Raw genomic sequence first — 22004 nt, 5'->3', positions numbered from 1 at the left:
ATTCGAAAGGGGAAAATCTTGTGCTGACCAATGAAACCATCCAATCCATTCTGACCCGTAGGAGCATTAAGATCTATAAAGAGGATCAGGTTCCGGAAGAAGAACTCCTGTATCATTAAGAGTAGGGGCGCAGTTGCAGAAGCCTTTGGACATTACTTTAACCGTGAGGGCGAGATTGTGTATGAGATCAGCACTATCGGCATAACCCTTGAGCGGTTCAGAGCCATACAGAGCCCCGTGGCTGTTGCCGGCGGGCTGGGAAAAAAGGACGCTATAGTTTCTGTATGTAAACTGCATTCGGGGCTGATTCTGGTCACGGATGAAGCAGTAGCAAGAGCAATTCTAAATGACACAAAATAACTTACACTCAAGGAGGATGAACTATGAGAAAGACAAGGGTAGCAATTAATGGTTTTGGAAGAATTGGAAGAAATACATTTAGAATTTATGCAGGATTGAAAGATCCAAATTTTGAAATTGTCCTGATTAACGGACCAAAAGACGCTGCTTCCCAAGCACATCTTTTGAAGTATGATACGCTTTTTGGAAAATTTGACGGCGAAGTCTATGCTGAAGGCAGCAGTTTGTTCGTCAATGGCAAGGAAGTTAAAATTACATCTGAAAGAAAGCTCGAAAATATGCCGTGGGCGGAGCATGACATTGATGTTGTCATTGAAGCCTCAGGTGCCTTTAGAACAGGCGAAGAGCTTGCCAAGCACATTGAGCGCGGCGCGAAGAAAGTCCTCCTGACTGCCCCGGGGAAAAAAGAGGACATCACCATTGTCATGGGTGTCAATGAAGGTCTTTACGATCCTTCAAAGCATCACATTGTCTCCAATGCTTCCTGCACGACGAACTGCCTCGCGCCGTTCGCCAAAGTGCTCCTTGAGAATTTTGGCATAGTCAAGGGCTTGATGACGACTATTCACTCTTATACAAATGATCAGCGAATCCTGGACGGTTCTCACAGTGACCTCCGTCGTGCCCGCGCCGCAGCGGAAAACATCATTCCAACCTCAACCGGCGCTGCTCAGGCTGTTGCACTGGTCATTCCAGAGCTGAAAGGCAAATTCAATGGATTCTCGCTTCGCGTGCCTACACCTACAGTCTCAATTGTTGATATGGTTGTCGAGACGGAGAAGAAAGTTACAGCTGAAGAAGTTAACGCAGTATTGAAAGCGGCTTCGGAAGGCCCTCTCAAAGGGATCCTCGGATTTTCTGATGAACCGCTAGTCTCCATGGACTACAAAATGGATGAGAGATCCTCTATTATTGATGGCCTTTCGACTATGGTCATTGGCGACAACATGCTGAAAGTCGTTTCCTGGTATGATAATGAGTGGGGTTATTCAGCTCGCGTCGTAGACCTGGTGTCCTACATGGTTGGTAAAGGGATCTAAGCTTAAACGATTTGAATCGAACTCCGGACCGGAGAAGTGGTATTCGTGCGAAGGCGCATTGGATCCTCAGCCGGTCCGGGTTTTTCATAATAATGGGAATGTGGCAGATCATGCCATACCAAGCATATTGTGGAGCAAATGCTTTGCATTGAGGGGTTTGGAATTATTTTTGTTTAGAGAGGGAGGATGCTTAATATGGTGTACAATAAGAAAAGTGTTGAGGATCTCAGTGTTAAAGACAAGCGTGTCCTGGTTCGGGTAGATTTCAACGTACCATTAAAAGAAGGCGTTATAACTGACGAAAGCAGAATAACCGGCGCGTTGCCAACGATCCGCTACCTGATGGAAAATGGCGCAAAGGTAATCCTGTGTTCACATCTTGGAAAGCCTAAAGGAGACAATCTCGCTGCATTTTCACTGGCACCTGTTGCAAAGCGTTTGTCAGAGATTTTGGGTATTCCTGTAGGATTCCCAGCTGAAATGGAAGTTGTTGGGCCTAAAGCACTGGCAGCGGTGGAGGGTATGAAATCAGGTGATGTCATACTGCTTGAAAATACACGTTTCAGAAGTGAAGAAACCAAGAATGGTGAAGCCTTTTCCAAAGACTTAGCCTCTATTGCTGATTTATATGTCAACGACGCCTTTGGATCCGCACACCGTGCGCATTCTTCCACGGTGGGGGTCACTGAATTTGTAGATGAATCTGTTTGTGGTTATTTGATTGAAAAAGAGCTGAAGTATCTTGGAGCAGCAGTGACACAGCCGGTTAGGCCGCTAGTCGCTATTCTCGGCGGTGCCAAGGTTTCAGATAAGATCGAAGTCATCCGCAATCTTCTTGAAAAAGTCGACGCGCTGATTATTGGCGGCGGCATGGCGTACACATTCTTGAAAGCACAAGGATATAATATCGGGACTTCTTTGCTTGAAACTGATAAAATGGAATATGCCCTCGAAATGATCGAGAAAGCAAAGGCAAAAGGCGTTGAGCTGCTTCTTCCTGTCGACCACGTTTATGCGGACGCATTTTCCGCTGACGCCGTACCTCAGGTTTCAAGCGACGCTGAAATCCCAGAGGGCTTTATGGGGCTTGATATTGGTCCTAAGACTGTCGAAAATTTCAAGCGCGTCATTACCGGCGCGAAAACTGTGGTCTGGAATGGACCAATGGGCGTATTCGAATTCAAGTCTTTTGCGACGGGGACCTTTGAAGTTGCTAATGCATTGGCGCAGTCAGATGCGATCACCGTCATAGGTGGTGGGGACAGCGCGGCTGCGGTCAATCAATTAGGCTTCGGGGACAAAATGACCCACATTTCCACGGGAGGCGGCGCTTCGCTGGAGTTCCTCGAAGGAAAAGAGCTGCCGGGTATTGCGGCACTTGATGATCGAAACGCTTAAAAATCAGGAGGACATTCATGCGAAAACCTATTATCGCAGGTAATTGGAAAATGCACATGAACATGACAAGCGGCAGTGACTTTATTAGAGAAGTTGCCGCGGAACTCGGCGAAACTGAAGTCGAAGTGGTGCTTTGTGTGCCGTTTACATTAATTCAGCCGCTAAGAGCCTCGGCAGAGGGAACACCAATCAAAATTGCTGCGCAAAATATGCATTTTGAGGATTCGGGCGCCTACACCGGAGAAATCTCAGCGGAGATGCTGAAAGAAGCCGGAGCCACCTATGTGGTCATAGGTCACTCAGAGCGGCGGCAGTACTTCAATGAAACAGATGAAACTGTCAATCTTAAGCTCAAAAAAGCCCATAAAGCAGGACTTCTGCCTATTGTCTGCTGCGGCGAAACTCTGGAAGAACGTGAAGCGGGGAGCACTGAAGCGGTTGTCCGTCGTCAGGTTAACGCAGCGTTTGAAGGGATCTCGTCAGAGCAGGCTGTGAAAACAGTCATTGCCTATGAACCGGTATGGGCGATTGGCACAGGCAGGACCGCCACGGCTGCTCAGGCTCAGGAGGTCATTGGTTTTATCAGAGGCCTTGTTGAGGCGAAATATGGCGACGTAATTTCTGAGGAAGTCCGGATCCAATATGGCGGCAGCGTTAAGCCGGACAACATTGAAGAGATCATGAATGAAGTCGACATTGACGGCGCTTTGGTGGGTGGCGCAAGTCTCAAGGCGGACAGTTTTCTCTCTCTTGTCAACTTTTAAGGAGATGTGCCATGGAATCAATTAAATCACCTGTTATGCTGATTGTTCTAGATGGTTGGGGATACAATCAGAATTTGGAAGGCAATGCCATTGAAGCTGCCAAAACCCCCGTTTTCAACCGTCTGGTGAAGAGCAGACCCCATGTACTAGTGGGGGCCAGCGGTATGGATGTCGGTCTGCCGGATGGGCAAATGGGCAATTCAGAAGTCGGGCACCTGAACATTGGCGCCGGAAGAATTGTTTACCAGGAACTGACAAGAATAACCAAGTCCATCAAAGACGGCGACTTTTATGAGAATTCTGCCTTGGCCGGTGCAGTGGACAATGCAATGAAGACCGGCGGCAAGCTCCACTTGCTGGGATTGGTTTCTGACGGCGGCGTCCATAGTCATCTTGAACATTTAAAGGCTCTGGTGGATCTCGCGTCAGGAAGAGGGCTGGACAAAGTCTTCATTCATGCGTTTCTGGATGGGAGGGATACCTCTCCAACCAGCGGGCTGCGATTTGTGGAAGAGCTTGAGGGACATTTAGCGCCGGCACAAGGAAATGTTAAAGGTAAAATTGCTACAGTCAGCGGCCGCTACTATGCTATGGATCGCGACAAGCGCTGGGAGCGGGTGGAACGAGCCTACAACGCCTTGGTCCACGGTGAAGGTCACAGTGCTGTAAGCGCACTGCAGGCAATAAAGGATTCTTATGCCAAAGAGGTATTGGATGAATTTGTCGAGCCGGTCGTCATACAGGAAAACGGCAAACCGGTCGCTCAGATTCAGGAAGGGGATTCTGTAATCTTCTTCAATTTCAGACCGGATCGCGCAAGGGAAATAACTCGCGCGCTGGTGGATCCGACTTTTGACGGCTTCAATCACCAATACTTCCCACTCCACTATGTGTGTATGACGCAATACGACATCACTATGCCAAATGTCAACGTAGCCTATGCGCCTCAGGACATTAACAATACACTGGGCGAGTATCTGGGTGCCCTGGGCAAGCGGCAGCTCAGAATAGCTGAAACTGAAAAATATGCCCATGTCACCTTTTTCTTTAATGGTGGTGTTGAGGCCCCGAATCCTGGGGAGGATCGCAAATTGATTCCTTCGCCAAAAGTCGCGACTTATGATCTCAAACCTGAGATGAGTGCACCGGAGGTGACGGAGGGTGTCTTGGAAGCCCTGGACAGCCATCAGTATGATTTGATAGTTCTAAATTTTGCTAATCCTGACATGGTAGGTCACACCGGTGATTTCGATGCTGCCGTCAAGGCTGTCGAAACCGTGGACCAGTGTCTGGGCAGGATTCTGGAAAAGCTGGAGGCATTGAAAGGCAGCGCAATTGTCACAGCAGACCACGGCAATGCAGAAATGATGATTGATTACGAAACCCATGAAAATTTTACAGCGCATACGACCAATCCGGTACCGTGCATTTTAATTACCCAAAGTGACAAAAAACTCCGCAGCGGCGGCAAACTCTGCGATTTGGCACCGACGCTTCTGGAACTGATGGGCCTTGACAAGCCTGAAGAAATGACAGGCATAAGCCTGATAGAAAATTAATTGGAGGGATTTTTATTATGTCAACCATAATGGACATTTATGCCAGAGAAATTCTCGATTCACGAGGCAACCCAACCATTGAGGTCGAAGTTTACCTCGAAGACGGCACTATGGAACGCGCAGGTATTCCATCAGGCGCTTCCACAGGCGCTTTCGAAGCTGTTGAACTCCGTGACGGCGATAAGTCCCGCTACCTTGGGAAAGGTGTTTTAACGGCCGTCAACAACGTCAATGAGATCATTGCACCTGAATTGATTGGCATGAGTGCCTTTGACCAGACTGAAATCGACCGCATCCTTCTTGAGCTGGATGGAACGCCTAATAAAGCCAAACTCGGTGCGAATGCCATCCTGGGTGTCTCTATGGCAGTAGCCAGAGCCGCTGCGAAGTCCCTTGGCCTTCCGCTTTATCAGTATCTTGGCGGCGTCAACGCAAAAACCCTTCCGGTTCCTATGATGAATATTCTCAATGGCGGTTCCCACGCGGACAATAACGTGGATATTCAAGAATTTATGGTTATGCCGGTCAGCGCTAAGAGCTTTGTCGAAGCTGTTCGTATGGGCGCAGAAATCTATCACGCTCTGAAGTCAGTACTCAAGTCAAAAGGCCTGGCGACGGGTGTAGGTGATGAGGGCGGATTTGCGCCTAACCTGGCATCCAATGAAGAAGCGATTAAAGTTATTTTGGAAGCCGTCGAAAAAGCTGGCTACAAGCCTGGCGAAGATATCCGTCTTGCTATAGACGCAGCAGCGTCAGAATTCTACAATAAAGAAAAGGGCAAATATGAGCTTTCTGGCGAAGGCGTCGAAATGACTTCTGAAGAACTCGTCAATTACTATGCCGGACTCGTCGAAAAATATCCTATCATCTCAATCGAAGACGGTTTTGATGAAGAGGATTGGGCGGGCTGGAAGCTGATGACGGACACGCTGGGCAGTAAAATCCAGATCGTTGGTGATGACCTCTTCGTTACAAATGTTGAGCGTCTCTCTCGCGGTATTGAGAGCAATACTGCCAACAGCATTCTCGTTAAGCTGAACCAGATCGGTTCCATCACAGAAACTTTGGACACTGTTGAAATGGCGAAACGCGCCGGTTATACTGCGGTCATTTCTCACCGCTCCGGCGAGACTTCTGATTCCACCATTGCAGACGTGGCTGTCGCTCTCAACGCAGGTCAAATTAAAACTGGCGCGCCTGCCAGAATAGACCGTGTTGAGAAGTACAACCAATTGATCCGCATTGAAGAAATGCTGGGCGAGTCTGCTAAATACGCAGGACTCAGCGCTTTCTACAATCTAAAATAATTAAAATCCTCAGCGAAGTGTCAGAAGAGTGAGAGGGGGGAAATTGGTGTCGAGAAGCCTGAAGGCCACCCGCACCATTTTCCTTCCTTTTCTTTCGGCTAAGATTTTATAAAATGCAAGTTGGTTAACAATGTGTTGCAATTTCAACAAATAGTTCAGTTTTCACCGAAAGTTTCTAAATATACAATATACAAATCCAGTTGATTTAACAAAATCACTATGTTAGAATAATCCATGGTAAACAACTCATTGAGGAGGAAATAATTAATGGATACATTTGTGATGATCATCGTCGTAATCGCATCACTCGTCCTGATCGCAAGCGTACTGCTGCATTCAGGAAAAAGCGCAGGCCTTTCAGGATCAATCGCCGGCGGCGCAGAGCAGTTGTTCGGAAAGCAAAAAGGCAGAGCTTATGACGATTTATTAGACAAAATTACCAAAATTGCAGCGATCGCATTCATTTTATGTACGCTTCTGCTCGTCTATCTTCAGGGCAGATAAAATAAAATCATCACACTTTTAAGGAGGAGACAGATTTGAGTTTCAGCTTGATTTACGCAGCACCGGTTGCAGGACTCCTTGCTCTGGCGTTTGCTTACTACCTCGTTTCTGCAAAGATCAACACGGTCAATGTGGGAACCGAGCGTATGAAGGAAATTTCCTCATACATTCACGACGGTGCCATGGCGTTCTTGAGAAGAGAATACAAGACGCTGGTCATCTTCGCCGCGGTTTTATTCGTCATTATTTCAATTGGCATCAACTGGCAAACAGGTGTGTCCTTCCTTGTAGGTGCATTCTTTTCTGCACTTGCAGGTTTTATTGGCATGCAGGTCGCTACCAAGGCGAACGTTCGTACTGCGAATGCCGCTAAGGAAAGCGGCATGAACCGTGCATTATCCGTTGCTTTTTCCGGTGGCGCAGTCATGGGGATGTCCGTTGTCGGACTCGGTATTATAGGCGTTACAGTTCTTTATTTGATCTTCAGAGACGGTACCATCATTACCGGTTTTGGTCTTGGTGCATCCTCAATCGCGCTCTTTGGCCGTGTAGGCGGCGGGATCTATACAAAAGCGGCTGACGTCGGTGCTGACCTCGTTGGTAAAGTTGAAGCCGGCATACCTGAGGATGACCCAAGAAACCCTGCGGTTATCGCAGACAACGTTGGTGACAACGTTGGTGACGTCGCTGGTATGGGCGCTGACCTCTTCGAGTCCTATGTCGGTTCCATTATCGCTGCTGTAACCCTTGGCTTTGTTCTTTACAGCGAGCCGGGTATTCTTTATCCAATCGCACTTTCAACAGTGGGTATAATTGCGTCTATCATCGCAACCTTCTTCGTCAAAGGCGACGAGAAGTCAAATCCTCACAAAGCGCTTAAAATGAGCACTTATGTCAGCTCGGGCATCGTTATCATTGCGTCATTTGTTCTCTCCAATATGGCGTTTGGCAATATGAACGCTGCTTTCGCCGTCGTTGCTGGCCTGATCGCTGGTACCCTGATCGGTCAAGTCACTGAGATTTACACCTCCGGTGATTACAAGTCCGTTAAGAAAATTGCGGCTCAGTCCATGACGGGCCCTGCTACGACGATCATCAGCGGTCTCGCTGTCGGTATGTATTCCACAGCAGTGCCAATCATCCTGATCGCACTTGCGACTTTGGTTTCCTACAAGTTCATGGGCCTTTACGGCATCGCGCTTGCAGCTGTCGGAATGCTTTCTACAACTGGAATTACGGTTGCAGTCGACGCTTACGGTCCTATTGCGGACAACGCTGGCGGTATCGCGGAAATGTGCGATTTGCCTAAAGAAGTCCGTAAGATCACGGATAAACTTGACGCGGTGGGCAACACGACTGCAGCCATCGGCAAAGGTTTTGCCATTGGATCTGCTGCTCTGACGGCACTCGCTCTCTTCGCTTCTTTTGCTACTGCGGCACAGATCGAAAAGATCGACATCCTCAATCCAAATGTCGTAGTGGGTCTTTTCATTGGCGGCATGCTGCCGTTCCTGTTCTCTGCAATGACTATGGAATCCGTTGGTAAGGCTGCTTATGAAATGATCGAAGAAGTTCGCCGCCAGTTCCGCGAAATTCCAGGCATCATGGAAGGCAAAGCGGTTCCTGAGTACGCCAAGTGCGTTGACATTTCAACGGCTGCGGCCCTTAAAGAAATGATGATTCCAGGACTTATGGCGGTTATTTCTCCAATTGCCATGGGTCTGATCCTTGGCGTTGAGGCTCTTGGCGGCATGCTTGCCGGCGCACTCGTCACAGGCGTTCTCATGGCGATTTTCATGGCCAATGCAGGCGGCGCATGGGACAATGCGAAGAAATACATTGAAGAAGGCCACCACGGCGGCAAAGGCAGCGAGCCACACAAGGCAGCAGTCGTTGGCGACACGGTAGGCGATCCGTTCAAGGATACGTCCGGTCCTTCCATCAACATCCTGATCAAGCTGATGACAATCGTTGCGCTCGTATTCGCGCCTGTCTTCATCCAATTCGGATCACTGCTCTAATATTGTGTGATTATGACCCCTCCGGCGCTGTGAAGTGTCCGGAGGGGTTTTTAGTTTCTTTTGCCGATGGTTAGGGTATATAAACAATAATTTAGCGCTTAATGACTTGCGCGAAAATTCCACTGTCGACTCCAACCAGATGATCCCCTAACAGGAGGTTTCCCATGAAAGACCGAATTCTCGACGCCATAGAAAACCACTATAAACAGCCTGTCTTTGATTATGTTCTTGAAGAATATCTGGAAGTCAGCGCCCAGAACAAGGGCCTGTTCTATAGCGCCCTTGAGGAAATGGCCGCGGCGGGTACCATAGTGGCTACCAAGAAGAAAAAATACGGAACTCCGGAAATGTTTGACATGACCATAGGCAAGGTCGACATTGCCCAGCGCGGCTTTGGCTTCCTTATGGTGCCCGGAGAGAAGGGCAATGATATCTTCCTCCCTGAGCCTGAGCTGGAAGGCGTATTCCAGGGTGACACTCTCCTGGTCAAAATAACAAAGCGCTCTGCCGATGGTCGCCGCCGCGAAGGCGCCGTGGTTAAAGTTCTCTCCAGGGGGGCCACACAAGTAGTCGGAACCTTTAAGCTGTACAAGAAGTATGGCCTGGTCGAGCCTCAGGATCCCAAGGTTGGAACGAACTTCTATGTCCATCTCGCGAATACCGGGCAAGCTATGGACGGAGACATGGTCGTGCTGAAAGTCACCGACTGGCCTAAGGGCTCCAAGATTCCCGGCGGCACCATAGTTGAAGTCCTGGGTAAAAAAGGCGATCCATACGTGGACATTCTTTCTGTCATTCGCAAGTTTAATCTGCCTGAAGCTTTTCCGCCTGCGGTTGAAGCTGAAGCGGCTTCCTTCCCGGAAGAGTTGGATCCTTTAGAACTTGAGCGGCGTAGTGATCTCAGGGAGGAACTCGTTATCACCATTGACGGCGCGGATGCCAAAGACCTGGATGACGCGATCTCCATTGACACCCTTGAAAACGGCAACCTGGTTCTCGGCGTCCATATCGCGGACGTCACCCACTATGTCAAAGAAGGGTCTGAACTGGATCGGGACGCCTTTGACCGCGGAACGTCCGTCTATATGGTGGACAAGGTCGTGCCAATGCTTCCAAAACGTCTCTCCAACGGCCTTTGCAGCCTGCACCCGGATGTGGACAGATTTACCCTTAGCGTGGATATGGAGATTACGCCAACAGGGGAAGTGGTCAAGCATGAGATTTATGAGTCGGTCATTCGTTCGAAATACCGGATGATCTACACAGACGTCTCAGATCTTCTGGAAGACAAGGCTGTGCCGGAAATAGTCGAAAAGTATAAGGACCTGTTGCCTGAACTGAAGCTCTATGAAGCCCTTGCGAAAATCCTTCGAAAACGTAGAATGGACCGCGGTGCTGTGGACTTCAACTTTGCCGAAGGCAAAGTTATTACGGATGAAAATGGCAAAGCCATTGATGTCATACTGGATGAGCGCCGCGTGGCCAACCGCATGATTGAGGAATTCATGCTGATCGCCAACGAAACGGTAGCGGAACACTACAACCGAATGGACTTTCCGTTTGTCTACCGGATCCACGAAGATCCGGATGAAGAGAAGATTGAAACCTTTATAAAATATCTCTACAATCTTGGCGTGAAAGTTAAGATTGGGAAAGATGGCATTGAGCCCAAAACCGTTCAGCAGATTCTGGAGCAGATCGAGGGGCATAAGGAAGAGCACGTGGTCAACAAGCTGATGCTCAGATCCCTCAAGCAGGCGAAATATTCCCCGCTCAATGAAGGTCATTTTGGTCTGGCTGCGGAATATTACTGTCACTTCACGTCACCAATCCGCCGCTATCCGGATCTCCAGATCCACCGGATCATTAAGGAGTCTTTAAATGGCAAGCTCTCAGAGCGCCGGATCGCCTCCCTCAGACGCATTGTTGAAGAAGCGGCCATTCAGTCCTCCGAGCGTGAGCGTGTGGCTGAGCAGGCCGAGCGTGACGCAGATGACATGAAAAAAGCGGAATATATGGCCAATCATGTTGGAGAAATCTTCAGCGGACTGATCTCCTCTGTCCTCAGCTTTGGCTTTTTCGTCGAGATGCCGAACACTGTAGAGGGGTTAGTTCATATGTCGAGTCTTGAAATCATGGACGACTTCGATTATGATGAGAAAAGTATGGCCCTGGTCGGCATGAGAAGCAGAAAGCGCTTCAGCATAGGCGACCTGGTTGAGGTCAAGCTGGTCCGCGTGGATGTAGATCAGCGCCAGGTGGATTTTCAGTATCTCCAACATCTTGAAGCAAAGGAAAAGTAGACAATGTATAAATTGATCGTAACAGATATGGATGGCACACTGCTAAATTCTGATAAACAGGTGTCGCCTGAGACTTTAGAAGCATTACAGGCTTTGATGCGCACCGGCGCCCGGTTCACTCTGGCGACGGGCCGGATTTACCGCGCCGCCAAGCGTTATGCGGATCAGATTGGCATCACGACGCCGCTGATCTGCTGCAATGGCGCTGTCATTGTGGATCCCGTCACGGATGAGCTGCTGTATGGGGCGCCTATTCCGGTGACCATCGGCAGACAAGTTCTGGAGATTGCGCGGCGTTACGACGTCTATTTCCACCTCTATGACAAGGAAACGATTTACAGCGAGCGTATGGAGAAGCTGATCGCTTATTTTCAGCGGATCTCAAAGGACCATCCGCCGGAGCACCGTGTTCGGACGGAGCTGGTGCCGGACGCGCTGGCGCTCTTTGAGCAGAAGAACATTTACAAAATTGGCTTTCACTTTGACAACTCGGAGCGCTCGGCTGAGATGCGCCGGGAGATTGAGGCCATTGAAGGGATCACGGGCTATAAGTCCCTGGATACCATTTATGATGTGCTTTTGACTGGCGTCAACAAAGGGACGGCACTGGCGCGGCTGTGCGGGATTTTGGGCGTCAGTCGTGAAGAGGTCATGGCCTTCGGGGACAACGAAAATGACCTGGAGATGCTGGAATACGCCGGCATGGGTGTGGCCATGGCCAACGCGGAGGCGTTTGTCCACGATGTGGCGGATCACGTCACGGCGTCAAATGATGAGGAAGGTGTACTGCGGGCCCTCGAAGCGGTGTTTAAGTGGGCGTAGGCTTCTGCTTGAATGACCATGTCCAAAGGATTTTGCCGATGGTCATGGTCATTCAAGCGCTGAAGGCGGAAGTCAGTTGTTGTAGGAGCTGCAGGTGGATTGGTTCAGGCAAGCGCGAGCCACTTGACGAGAACGCCTGTTCGTGATATTCTTAGAAGGATGAAAAGGTAAGAAGGTGAGAAGCATGGCGGAACGACAAAAAAGCACGGGGCAACAGAAACCGGAGCGTCCTGAAAAGACGGTCGCGCAAAATCGAAAGGCCAGACATGAATACTTCATAGAGGAAACTTTTGAGGCAGGTGTGGTTCTGACCGGCACTGAGGTCAAGTCGATCCGCATGGGACGCGCCAGTATGAGCGACGCTTATGCCGAGGTCAAGGACGGCGAAGTCTTCGTGAACAACCTTCACATCAGTCCTTACGAAATGGGCAATGTCTTCAATGTGGATCCGCTTCGTTCACGTAAACTGCTTCTGAACAAGAAGGAGATTTCGAGACTGACCGGCTACATTCAACAAAAGGGCTATACTTTGATTCCGCTGCGACTCTACTTGAGCAGCAAAAATCTGGTCAAGCTTGAACTCGCGGTTGCAAGGGGCAAAAAGCTGTATGACAAGCGGGATTCCATTGCGAAGCGGGATTCAGAGCGCAACATTCAGAAAGAGCTGAGGGAACGGCAGAAGTACTAGGGTAAGTGAACAAAGGCAAGTGCTTTAGGTTAAGTGCATTGAGAGATGTTAGAAGGCATTTGAGAGCGACTCTCTGAAATGCGGTTGGAACACGTTGATCCTGCGGGCTTTGTGCTATTTGCGCAAAGTGCTGCTGATCCCATATCATGGGGGCGTATTGGTTTCGACAGGGGTTTAGAGTCATTGGAAGCGAGCCGTGTTTCCTGACCTGGGGTACACGTTAAAGAACTGGGTCACCTTAAATTAAACGCAAACAAAAATTACGCTTTAGCAGCTTAGTCTGCTCGTCAGCCCGAGGTAGCCTACGCCCCCGGGGTCTGACGTCATATCGTGGGGAACAGCTCTTAAGGATGCTTCGACTCTAGAGCGGTATAATTGAAGATCGCCTGACCTCAATCCGGTCACCAGGAGTGAGTGATGGCTAAATTTAAATAGGTGACTGCGCTCGGAGAAACTGATGGCAAAGGGCTTTTGGACAGGGGTTCGACTCCCCTCGCCTCCACCAAATCAAATACCATCTATTGATAAAAGGAATTTTGTCAGCAGGTGGTTTTTTGTTTGCCCGAAAGTGCTTGATTTAAGCCGTTTTCGGGCTTTGTGCTTTCTGCCTTGTAGCAATAGTTGGTGTTTTAGAGCTGCCGTTTTCGAAGGATACTTGACACGAACTTGTGGCTGCCAAGTGCTTATTTTTAACGATTAGACCTCTGGGGGTGTGCATCTTTTAACTATTTGCCTTGTAATCGTTATAAGATACTGTTACGACAAAAAAAACAGCCCGCCGATTGGCGAGCCGTAAATAGTTGAATGTTAAGCTGTGACTTCCAATCCGTTTTTGAATCTGAATGTCATTGCGCCATCTTGGTTGATCGTCACTTGGTCGATTACAGCAAGCCACAGTTTTTCGTCGAACTCGGCTATGGCAAACGGTCGGCTCTCAATGTCTTTGATGAAGCCTTCGATGATTTTGCCCTTACCAAGGCGCTCTCGCTTGATCGCTTCCAACGCATCGACTTGCTCTGAAGCTTTACGGTGGCGTTCGAGATAGGCGTTGTTACGCTCCGTCCATTCCTTCTGGTCTACTGCCGATCGGGCATTTTCATAAATTGCCTTTCTGGATAGTTCGGTTACAACCTCAATTTCACGGAACAATTCGGCAAGTTCTGTATCAATTGCCGTGGTGTCACAAAGGACATTTTGAGCAAGTCGGCAGTCTTCAATCAGCCCATCGCGGTTATGCATTAGTTGATTGAATGCGGCTAAAAACCTTTCCTTGATCACTTCCTCGGTGATATGTGGCGTCTGGCATCCTTTTCCGGGGTTGCCGAGCCGTTTGTATTTATCATTACACTGCCAGACCTCTTTGCGGTAGGTCTTGTCGCCCTTATAACTGCCCCAGACCTTCTTGCCGAAGCGACCGCCACAATCTCCACAGATAAGTCGGGATGCAAATATACTCGTGCTACTTGTGGGTCTGCCGAGGTTCTTACGTCGCTCTATTTCAAGCTGAACGGCATCAAACTCATCAGGTTCGATAATGGCGGGATGGCTGTTTTCCACATAATACTGCTGAACCTGTCCTTCGTTCTTGACCATTTTTTTCGTGAGGAAGTCTGCACAGAAAGTTTTTTGCAGTAGGGCATGGCCTTTATATTTCTCGTTGGTCAGGATTGACTGAACCACCGCCGTTTGCCACGTTTTCTTACCTGCAGGTGACGGAATGTTGTGCCGTTCAAGATGTTTGGCGATTGATGAGAATGTCTTGCCCTCCATGTAGAGACGAAAGATGAGCCGAACAATTTTTGCTTCGGCAGGAACTATTTGCGGTAAGCCGTCCTCACCTTTCTCGTAGCCGAGGAATTGTTTGTACGGAAGGCTGACCTTGCCGTCTGCCATTCGCTTGCGCTGCCCCCAAGTCACATTCTCTGAAATGGAGCGACTTTCTTCCTGGAAACACCCACAACAATTGATAAAATGCACCCTCCCATCCTAATGTTCAACGATTTGAAGGATGGGGAGGGTGCATTTTTGTTTTGAGGGGTGCAAAATGGGAATTGTGCCCAGTCGGGCATATTTTTGATTTTTTTGGCCGAAATTCAGTCTCTAGTCGATTGTTTGTGTCCTAACTAATTACATTATTTTATTTCGTGCTCTAAATCTGGACGATTACGGGGTTAAATCTCATATAACTTGACTTATTACCTTGCCTGAGCGATTACTACGTGTAGCGGTATGGTAATTTTTTATTTTGGGGGAGGTGAGAAGTCGTGAAGAAACCTATCGTCACGGAGATTACGAAAAAGAAGATACCATTGCCGCTTCAGGGTCTGACTAGGGTTTGTGCTTATGTACGCGTTTCCACCGGACATGATCCGCAGCTTAAGTCCCTTGAAAACCAGACTGAATATTATCAGAAGAAATTTTCAAACTCCCCACACTATTCCTTTGCCGGAGTGTTTTCCGATGCTGGCATTTCAGGTAGCAAATCGAGTCGACCTGGTTTTCAGGAAATGCTTACTCGGGCTAGAGCCGGCGAGATTGATCTGATCTTTACAAAATCCATATCACGTTTTGCTCGAAGTACGCTGATGCTGCTTGAAGTAGTACGTGAACTGAGAGACCTCGGTGTTGGGGTGATTTTCGAAGAACAAAACATTAATACTCTCAGTTCTGAAGGGGAGATGATGCTGACGATCCTTGTTGCCATCGCAGAAGAAGAACGAAAGGCCGTACGATCAAACGTTGCATGGGCCATGCAAAGTAAATTTAAGCGTGGTGAAGTCCTGGTTGATACTAATCGCTTACTTGGTTATGAGAAGGATGAAAATGGGCGGCTCGTTATCAACGAAGATGAAGCTGAGATTGTGAGGCTGATCTTTAAACTCTACCTGCAGGGCTTATCAGGTCTTAAAATCGCAAAAATGCTAAATGAAGCAGGCATTCCAAGTTACTTAGGGAATCCGTGGATAGACAGCAGAATTTTAAGCATCCTCGGCAATGAAAAATATGTCGGAGATATGCTACAGCAAAAGGCTTATAAAAATGAGGCAGAACGTCAAGTACGGAATTGGGGGCAGATGCCAAAGTACTTTGTGAAGGACGCCCATCCTGGCATCATCTCCCGAGAAGACTGGGACAAGGTTCAGGAAGCAAGGAAGAAGCGAAGACGAAAAGAGTATCCTCTAACCAGTATGATCAAATGTCCATATTGTGGGGCGTCACTTACGCACTGTACGGATTATAAGAAGCGGCCGTTTTGGCACTGCCATAATTATTTGCGGAATGGATTATCAAAGTGTAAAGGCATTAACATCTGGGACTCAGATCTTCAGGAACTGACGAAAGATTTAAATTTAACTGAGCCGTTAGTGCTTGTGGAGGTTGATTATGAAGAAGGTAGAAATATCAGCGCCAAGAAAGATTTCCGTCTTATACCCGCTTCAGAGTATCGCAGGTCCTACGGATTATAAGAAAAAAACGATCAGAGTCGTAGCCTACTGCCGCGTATCGACGGGTAGTGAGGTCCAGCTGGTGAGCTACCGGGCGCAGGTTAAGTACTACGAGTCCTACATTTGTGAAAGACCGGAATACATCTTTTCTGGGATTTACGCGGATGAAGGTATATCAGGAACGGACCTTACTAAGCGCGATGAATTTAAACAAATGATGCAGGACGCACGGGATAGTAAATTTGACATGATCATCACAAAAAGCCTCTCACGGTTTGGTCGAAATACCCTGGACTGTCTAAACTGTCTTCGTGAGCTGAAAAGTCTCGGCATTGATGTGTACTTTGAAAGCGAGAATTTTCGTCTACTTGGGACGAATAGTGAACTCCTCATTTCGCTTATGTCTGCTTTTCATCAGGCAGAAAGTGAAAACCTCTCAGAGAATATCAAATGGGGGCTTCATAAGAAATATGCTGCAGGTCATATCAGGAGCATCCCAAGTGGAAAATTCCTCGGATACGATAAGGATAAAAATGGCGATCTTGTGATTAACGAAGATCAGGCAGAACTGGTCAAACGAATTTATCAAGAGTTTCTTGATGGTTACAGTCCTTATCAGATTGCTAAGCGATTTACGCATGAGTCACTTCCAATGGCCTACGGCGGAAAACAGTGGTGCGTGAGTCATATCACTAAGGTACTGAAAAATGAAAAGTTCAAGGGGGACACCATGTTTCAAAAAACCTTTAATACATGCTACTTAACTAAAAAACGCGCGAAGAATAAGGGAGAACTTCATAAATATTATCTTGAAAATTCCCATCCGGCCATCATTGATAAAGAGACTTGGGAACTGGTGCAGATGGAGTTCGCACGGCGTGATGAATTTCTGAAAGCACATAATTTTAAGAATTATCATAGTCAGGGCTTAAATCCTTTTGAGAACAAGATTTTCTGCGGGACATGTGCTTCAGCATTTTGTCGATATGAATCTAAAAGGGTAGGTGAAGATAATAGACCATACCTAAGGTGTAAGAGTTTTAACGGGAAAAAATGGTCCGGAATTGAAGGGCGGATGTTCACGCCTAAGCCCCTGCACCGAAAATCCATGAAGGCTTATAACATTAATAGAAGAAAGGATCCACTGCCTCGGCAGATGTACTGTACAGATATTCAGATTGATGTCGATAGTCCAGCAAAAGCATTCATTACCGCCTGGAATTACATGGTGGAGAATAAAGTGGATTTTGAGACTGAGTGGAAAAGTATCATGGAATGGGGAGACAAGCTACTGGCATACCGGGCAAAAGAGTTGATGAGGCTGGTGGAGGAAGTTGGATTAATTGAAGAGGCGTCCTATGAACTTGTGATTAAGACCCTTTCGCATATGGAGGTAGGTGCTAATGATGAACTAAACGTGATATTTCTCTCGGGAATTGGATTAGAAGTAGTAACTAAATAAACTGTGAAAGGATCTGGTGATGGTAACTTTAAAGCAGTTTGTAAATACTTGATTAACGAATTTAAATGTTAAAAACTTCCTATAAAAGGTGAGGAGAATTGTTATGAAAGCGACTGCTAATGTAAGAATAATTGATGAACTAGCGAGTGAGACCTTTAAAGTTTATGACAATGAGCGAAAGGATGGAGTTGAAATCTTCACTGAGGGGGATACCATAAACCTTCGAAAATTCGTTTCACGCTGTGTAATCTGTAACGCGGCTATGAGCACTAAAGAGTACAAAGGGAAGTTGATGTGTCAGGACTGCATTGATGTCATTAAGGAGATAGCAGCCAATGATGTAGATAAATATGGTAGGTGTAAAAGTGATAATTCTATTTGGGACCGAGAATGAAGTGACGACGCCTTAATTGTTGATTTTGAAATTGGCTATATCCTGCAAAACAAAAAAAGCACCGCAATGCATTGATCTATCCTTTAAGAGAGAGATCGCAAAGCGGTGTTTTCTAATTTGCTTAAGTTCCAATCAATAAACGGCATTGTGACACTGACAAAACTAGAGAGCAAAAGTTGTTGCTCCTGGACATTGTCCATGAGCAAGGCGAGAAGCCATAAACTGTGGTCTAAAACATTTTGCAATAATCTGAACTCCGAGGTCATACCAACCTATACTCTTTGGATCATTTGTTTAAGATTATTACTACATGATTACTAAAATTTGAGATACTTAGTTAGTGTGAATAGTCTTCTCAGAATTTACATGCTTCAACGGCATGAGGTATCAGATAAATGTAAGCTTTTAAACTTAAAGAAGCACAGAAATCAAATTAGTGAAAAAATCGAAGCGAGCGCGAAGGAAGTTTCAAAACTCAAGTCATCAGTGCTGTTCTGATTATCCTGGCGGTGATCTTCAAATGTTATTATTTTCTTTATCCTGGTCGTCGGCGGAAGCTACGGACTTTTCACAGAAACAGGGGCCATCACCTCTTTGATTGCCAAAGCGGTCATTAAGTTCAAGGGAAAACGACATGAAACGTGGTCCTTCATCTTTATATTAGCTGTGCTGCTCATTTTTGCCATGACCTTCGGTTTAGCTGAACAGGGGATTATCTTCGTTCCATTTATCGCTATGATGGCGATTTCGATGGGGTATGACGCCCTGGTAGGCGTGGCGGTGGTGGTTCTCGCTGCGGCAGTGGGGTACGCTAGATCGCTGACCGGCCCCTTTAATGTTGCCAACGCTCAACAAGTCGCTAGTTAAAGGCGGCTAATTTTAATGCCTCATCACGTTTCTCTGAAGTGTATCTTTTTCCATTTTAGTCCTTCTCCTTAAACAATATATCTTCAAGTTCTTAAAGTTGAGGACTGACAAAAAAACAACTCTCCGAATAGCTATATTCGCTTTAGTTGGTACGAAACTTGCAATATTATCAATTGTACAAAATCTTCATGAACTACTGAAAGTAAATTGAATTCTCACCAAACAACATGTTAAACAAATAAATCAAAAAAGGAGCTAAAAAAATGGCACGAAGTGTATTTGAAATTGTCGGACCGATTATGATAGGACCATCCAGTTCGCATACGGCTGGTATGGCAAGAATTGGATTGATGGCATATCGAGTCCTGAATATGCAGCCACAAAGCATGCATTTGGATTTAAGTCCTAAGATGAAAACAACGTATTCTGGACATAGAAGTGATGCCGCACTCTTTGGTGGTGCGATAGGGTTTTCAGAGAGTTCTGAGGAATTAAAAGATGTGATTAATATTGTTCAAAAAATGGGTGTGAAGACATCAGTGGGATTTCTTCCGGAAGGAAGTCCTCAAAATACAGCATATTTATTGATGACTGATGCAGAGGGAGTTTCTCATTCTATAACTGGTACATCTGTAGGTGGAGGAAGCATAATTATTTCAGCTGTTGACTGCGTGAAGATCTCACTGGCAGCAGATGAATATCATATCATTGTATGGAGCAAAGGTAAGTTGCCGGAACTTGAAATACCAAATACAGTTAAAGTTCAATCAGGAACTCGTGAAGATGGAATTACGGTTAGCAGCTTTTCTTCGATTATGAAAATAGATGAAACTCTTCAGAAAGAGCTTGAGACCTTGAAAGACCTCGAAAAAATTTCGGTTGTAATGCCGGTGCTGACTTATGGTGGAACATTACCTCAATGCAAGAAGATCTCATCCTGTGAAGAGGTTGTAAAAATCGCACAGGAAAGTAACTTAACAATTTCTGAAATTGCCATACAATATGAAATGGGACGTTCAGGAAATTCCGAAGAAGAGATTGTTGAATTGATGAAAAAGCAACTGAAGGTAATTAAAGAATCCCTGAAAAGAGGTCAAGAAGAAAACAAACTTTTGTACGGACTAGCATCTGGAAAAGATGGAGCAAAACTCATGCAAGCAGTAAACAACGGAGACACCATTTCTGGTGGAATTGTACCTATTGCAGTTGCATATGCGCTGGGAGTTATGGAATATAATGGTTCGATGGGGTGCATTGTTGCAGCACCTACTGCCGGATCATCAGGTATTGTGCCAGGCTCCATGATTGCTGTTCAAAATGAATTCGGTATAAGTGACGACAAGATTCTCAACGCCTTGTTCACCGCTTCACTTATGGGGGTAATTATTGATGAAAAAGGTGTGTCTTTTTCTGGATCGGTAGGCGGATGCCAAGGAGAAATCGGCGTTTCAAGTGCGATTACAGCGGCCGGTCTGGCAAGTGTTTTTACAACGGATCCTGTTAAAATTGTTCACGCTATGGCATTGTGTCTTAAGAATCTTCTTGGGCTGGTATGTGATCCGATTGCAAGTCCGATTGAAGTACCGTGCATTAAAAGAAATGCAGTGGGGGTTGCCAATGCCTTTATCTCTGCAGATATGGCATTAGCAGGGATCACAAGTTTTATACCACCGGATGAGGTGATTGACGCTTTACTGGATGTAGAACAACGTTTGCCAACAGAACTAAAATCAGGTACAATTGGCGGACTTGCCTGTACAAAAACCGCTAAATTTGTAAGGGCTTGTCTGCAACAATAATTTTTAAACTTGCATATAATGGATTTGTAGGATTTATTTTATTTCCAATGTCAGCGCACTAACTTTCTAAATGGATCTTGAGACTCAGATTATGGCAACGTTCAATGCTCCGGATGTTTCAAACTTGGTATCATTTGCAATTAAGGAAGTTTTACAGAATATTTCTAATAGGAGACTCATAAGATTGTTATAACTACAATTTTCCACACTGATGACATATATGCATTTAACAATAGATAAATAGATCAAAACCATAAGAAAAACGCTTTGTATTTTTGTAAAATTATACACAAATCAGACGAAATGGAATATAATACAAATGAATCTAGAATTTGGATGACGAGAGAGCTCTCAATACTTTTTATTGGGACACTTGAGTGAGTCATATTACGGAAAACGTGATGTAATAATTTGCGGACGCTTTCGGTCGAAGGCTTAAAGATACTGGTATAAAAAGAATTCAAATGATTGCAATGTCTAATTTTTAAACGCATAAAATCATTTCTTAGCCTGAGTTGACAGGCTTGATGAAGGTTACGGATTTCAGCGTTAATATCTTTAGAGATGAGTTCAATCGTGATCTCGCAAAAGGAATAATGTTTAAAGAACTTATCAATTTCGAAACTGTTCTCGAAAAGATGCTTGAAAATATTAAAAGATGGACAATAAAGTGAACGATGAAATGCGCGAACCTGAGTGAGTAAAATGGGTTCGCGTTATTTTTGCTTTGATGAAAATACTATAAAAATTTATCAATTAACTTGCTGTGAATAACATGTTAATTGCTGTACCTAATAAAAAGGAGGATTTTACGACTTAAAACGTACTCGTAAAGCTTGACGATGTCATCGGCGTTCTGGAAAGTATGTCTCAAACCACCCTGGAATGTATTGAAGCCTTTATTTGGCTTTTGAGTGCTTCCAATGTAAATAAATTTTTGGATTACAAATCCAAAGAATTGTTGAGTGTTGGTGTTAGATGTTACTTTTTTCTAGCTCTGAAGTTTAACACAATTTTCTCGATGAGAGTTAATTATTTGAAGTAAGGATTTATTAATGAGTCTTGTGTAGTGCAAGGTTTCATATTTATATTTATAAACCTGAAAAGTTTAATGGCTGATTTGAATGGCTTTAAAGATAAACTGAACAATTTGAGGTTAAGTGGGGGTGGATTGTGGTAGGTGAGGATAAGATGAAGGCATTTTTGGCAAGGCGTGTTTACCGTTTTATACAATGAAAGATAAATAAAAATTAAAATTACAATATTTGAC

The 22004-nt window shown here is 46.0% G+C and carries 17 protein-coding genes and 1 other RNA gene; 17 read left to right on the top strand and 1 reads right to left on the bottom strand.

Annotated features, from left to right (window positions below):
- The first annotated feature begins 75 nt into the window (after window positions 1–75).
- The 12 genes from OEL90_RS14110 (at window position 76) to ssrA (ending at window position 13271) form a co-directional block, all read left to right on the top strand.
- Window positions 76–360 carry a sugar-binding domain-containing protein gene (locus tag OEL90_RS14110; protein ID WP_308207486.1) on the top strand — a complete coding sequence of 95 codons (285 nt, stop codon included), beginning with the start codon at window positions 76–78 and terminating at the stop codon, window positions 358–360.
- A gap of 23 nt (window positions 361–383) precedes the next feature.
- The gene (gap, locus tag OEL90_RS14105; RefSeq protein ID WP_300689587.1) at window positions 384–1400 is read left to right on the top strand and encodes a type I glyceraldehyde-3-phosphate dehydrogenase; all 1017 of its coding nucleotides are present in this window, start codon (window positions 384–386) and stop codon (window positions 1398–1400) included.
- A gap of 198 nt (window positions 1401–1598) precedes the next feature.
- The gene (locus OEL90_RS14100) at window positions 1599–2798 is read left to right on the top strand and encodes a phosphoglycerate kinase (protein ID WP_334305969.1); all 1200 of its coding nucleotides are present in this window, start codon (window positions 1599–1601) and stop codon (window positions 2796–2798) included.
- 17 nt (window positions 2799–2815) lie between these two features.
- Complete coding sequence (tpiA, locus tag OEL90_RS14095) at window positions 2816–3562, top strand: triose-phosphate isomerase (RefSeq protein ID WP_300689585.1); 747 nt, start codon at window positions 2816–2818, stop codon at window positions 3560–3562.
- 11 nt (window positions 3563–3573) lie between these two features.
- Window positions 3574–5121, top strand: a complete 1548-nt coding sequence (gene gpmI, locus OEL90_RS14090) for a 2,3-bisphosphoglycerate-independent phosphoglycerate mutase (protein ID WP_300689583.1) — start codon at window positions 3574–3576, stop codon at window positions 5119–5121.
- Between the two features lie 17 nt (window positions 5122–5138).
- The gene (gene eno, locus OEL90_RS14085) at window positions 5139–6428 is read left to right on the top strand and encodes a phosphopyruvate hydratase (protein WP_300689580.1); all 1290 of its coding nucleotides are present in this window, start codon (window positions 5139–5141) and stop codon (window positions 6426–6428) included.
- 267 nt (window positions 6429–6695) lie between these two features.
- Window positions 6696–6932, top strand: coding sequence for a preprotein translocase subunit SecG (secG, locus tag OEL90_RS14080; protein WP_291404894.1), 237 nt, complete (start codon window positions 6696–6698; stop codon window positions 6930–6932).
- Between the two features lie 35 nt (window positions 6933–6967).
- Window positions 6968–8953 carry a sodium-translocating pyrophosphatase gene (locus tag OEL90_RS14075; RefSeq protein ID WP_300689575.1) on the top strand — a complete coding sequence of 662 codons (1986 nt, stop codon included), beginning with the start codon at window positions 6968–6970 and terminating at the stop codon, window positions 8951–8953.
- A gap of 164 nt (window positions 8954–9117) precedes the next feature.
- Entirely contained in the window at window positions 9118–11256 is a 2139-nt protein-coding gene (gene rnr / locus OEL90_RS14070; RefSeq protein ID WP_300689573.1) for a ribonuclease R, read from the top strand.
- 3 nt (window positions 11257–11259) lie between these two features.
- A complete protein-coding gene (locus tag OEL90_RS14065) occupies window positions 11260–12078 on the top strand; it encodes a Cof-type HAD-IIB family hydrolase (RefSeq protein ID WP_300689570.1) in 819 nt (272 codons plus the stop codon).
- 184 nt (window positions 12079–12262) lie between these two features.
- Entirely contained in the window at window positions 12263–12766 is a 504-nt protein-coding gene (gene smpB / locus OEL90_RS14060; RefSeq protein ID WP_300689568.1) for an SsrA-binding protein SmpB, read from the top strand.
- A 148-nt stretch (window positions 12767–12914) separates the two neighbouring features.
- Window positions 12915–13271, top strand: a transfer-messenger RNA (tmRNA) gene (ssrA, locus tag OEL90_RS14055).
- Window positions 13272–13573: 302 nt separating this feature from the next.
- Here ssrA and OEL90_RS14050 read toward each other — a convergent pair.
- Window positions 13574–14659 (bottom strand): recombinase family protein, encoded by a 1086-nt coding sequence (locus tag OEL90_RS14050; protein WP_300689565.1) that lies wholly within the window; start codon window positions 14657–14659, stop codon window positions 13574–13576.
- 371 nt (window positions 14660–15030) lie between these two features.
- On the opposite strand from OEL90_RS14050, the gene OEL90_RS14045 reads away from it, so the two are divergent.
- The 5 genes from OEL90_RS14045 to sdaAA all read left to right on the top strand — a co-directional run bounded on the left by OEL90_RS14045 (window position 15031) and on the right by sdaAA (window position 20734).
- Window positions 15031–16233: a recombinase family protein gene (locus tag OEL90_RS14045; protein WP_300689562.1), complete on the top strand. Its 1203-nt coding sequence runs from the start codon at window positions 15031–15033 to the stop codon at window positions 16231–16233.
- Window positions 16151–17674: a recombinase family protein gene (locus tag OEL90_RS14040; RefSeq protein ID WP_300689559.1), complete on the top strand. Its 1524-nt coding sequence runs from the start codon at window positions 16151–16153 to the stop codon at window positions 17672–17674. Before OEL90_RS14045 ends, OEL90_RS14040 begins: the two co-directional genes overlap by 83 nt.
- Before the next feature lie 103 nt (window positions 17675–17777).
- Window positions 17778–18068: an AbrB family transcriptional regulator gene (locus OEL90_RS14035; protein ID WP_300689554.1), complete on the top strand. Its 291-nt coding sequence runs from the start codon at window positions 17778–17780 to the stop codon at window positions 18066–18068.
- A 525-nt stretch (window positions 18069–18593) separates the two neighbouring features.
- Entirely contained in the window at window positions 18594–18935 is a 342-nt protein-coding gene (locus tag OEL90_RS14030; protein ID WP_308207485.1) for a hypothetical protein, read from the top strand.
- A 263-nt stretch (window positions 18936–19198) separates the two neighbouring features.
- On the top strand, window positions 19199–20734 hold the full coding sequence (sdaAA, locus tag OEL90_RS14025; RefSeq protein WP_300689551.1) for an L-serine ammonia-lyase, iron-sulfur-dependent, subunit alpha: 1536 nt from the start codon (window positions 19199–19201) through the stop codon (window positions 20732–20734).
- The last annotated feature ends 1270 nt before the right edge of the window (window positions 20735–22004 follow it).

Origin of the sequence: Acidaminobacter sp., from assembly GCF_030247605.1 — a bacterium.
Classification (GTDB): Bacteria; Bacillota; Clostridia; order Peptostreptococcales; family Acidaminobacteraceae; genus Acidaminobacter.
This window is presented reverse-complemented; position numbering and strand designations above follow the sequence as displayed.

What these genes read in the sequence shown, in the direction of transcription:
- sdaAA (WP_300689551.1), top strand. Translation starts at nt 19,199, where the DNA reads ATGGCACGAAGTGTATTTGAAATTGTCGGACCGATTATGATAGGACCA.
- gpmI (WP_300689583.1), top strand. Translation starts at nt 3,574, where the DNA reads ATGGAATCAATTAAATCACCTGTTATGCTGATTGTTCTAGATGGTTGG.
- secG (WP_291404894.1), top strand. Translation starts at nt 6,696, where the DNA reads ATGGATACATTTGTGATGATCATCGTCGTAATCGCATCACTCGTCCTG.
- OEL90_RS14050 (WP_300689565.1), bottom strand. Translation starts at nt 14,659, where the DNA reads ATGGCAGACGGCAAGGTCAGCCTTCCGTACAAACAATTCCTCGGCTAC.
- smpB (WP_300689568.1), top strand. Translation starts at nt 12,263, where the DNA reads ATGGCGGAACGACAAAAAAGCACGGGGCAACAGAAACCGGAGCGTCCT.
- OEL90_RS14065 (WP_300689570.1), top strand. Translation starts at nt 11,260, where the DNA reads ATGTATAAATTGATCGTAACAGATATGGATGGCACACTGCTAAATTCT.
- rnr (WP_300689573.1), top strand. Translation starts at nt 9,118, where the DNA reads ATGAAAGACCGAATTCTCGACGCCATAGAAAACCACTATAAACAGCCT.
- gap (WP_300689587.1), top strand. Translation starts at nt 384, where the DNA reads ATGAGAAAGACAAGGGTAGCAATTAATGGTTTTGGAAGAATTGGAAGA.
- tpiA (WP_300689585.1), top strand. Translation starts at nt 2,816, where the DNA reads ATGCGAAAACCTATTATCGCAGGTAATTGGAAAATGCACATGAACATG.
- OEL90_RS14040 (WP_300689559.1), top strand. Translation starts at nt 16,151, where the DNA reads ATGAAGAAGGTAGAAATATCAGCGCCAAGAAAGATTTCCGTCTTATAC.
- OEL90_RS14035 (WP_300689554.1), top strand. Translation starts at nt 17,778, where the DNA reads ATGAAAGCGACTGCTAATGTAAGAATAATTGATGAACTAGCGAGTGAG.
- eno (WP_300689580.1), top strand. Translation starts at nt 5,139, where the DNA reads ATGTCAACCATAATGGACATTTATGCCAGAGAAATTCTCGATTCACGA.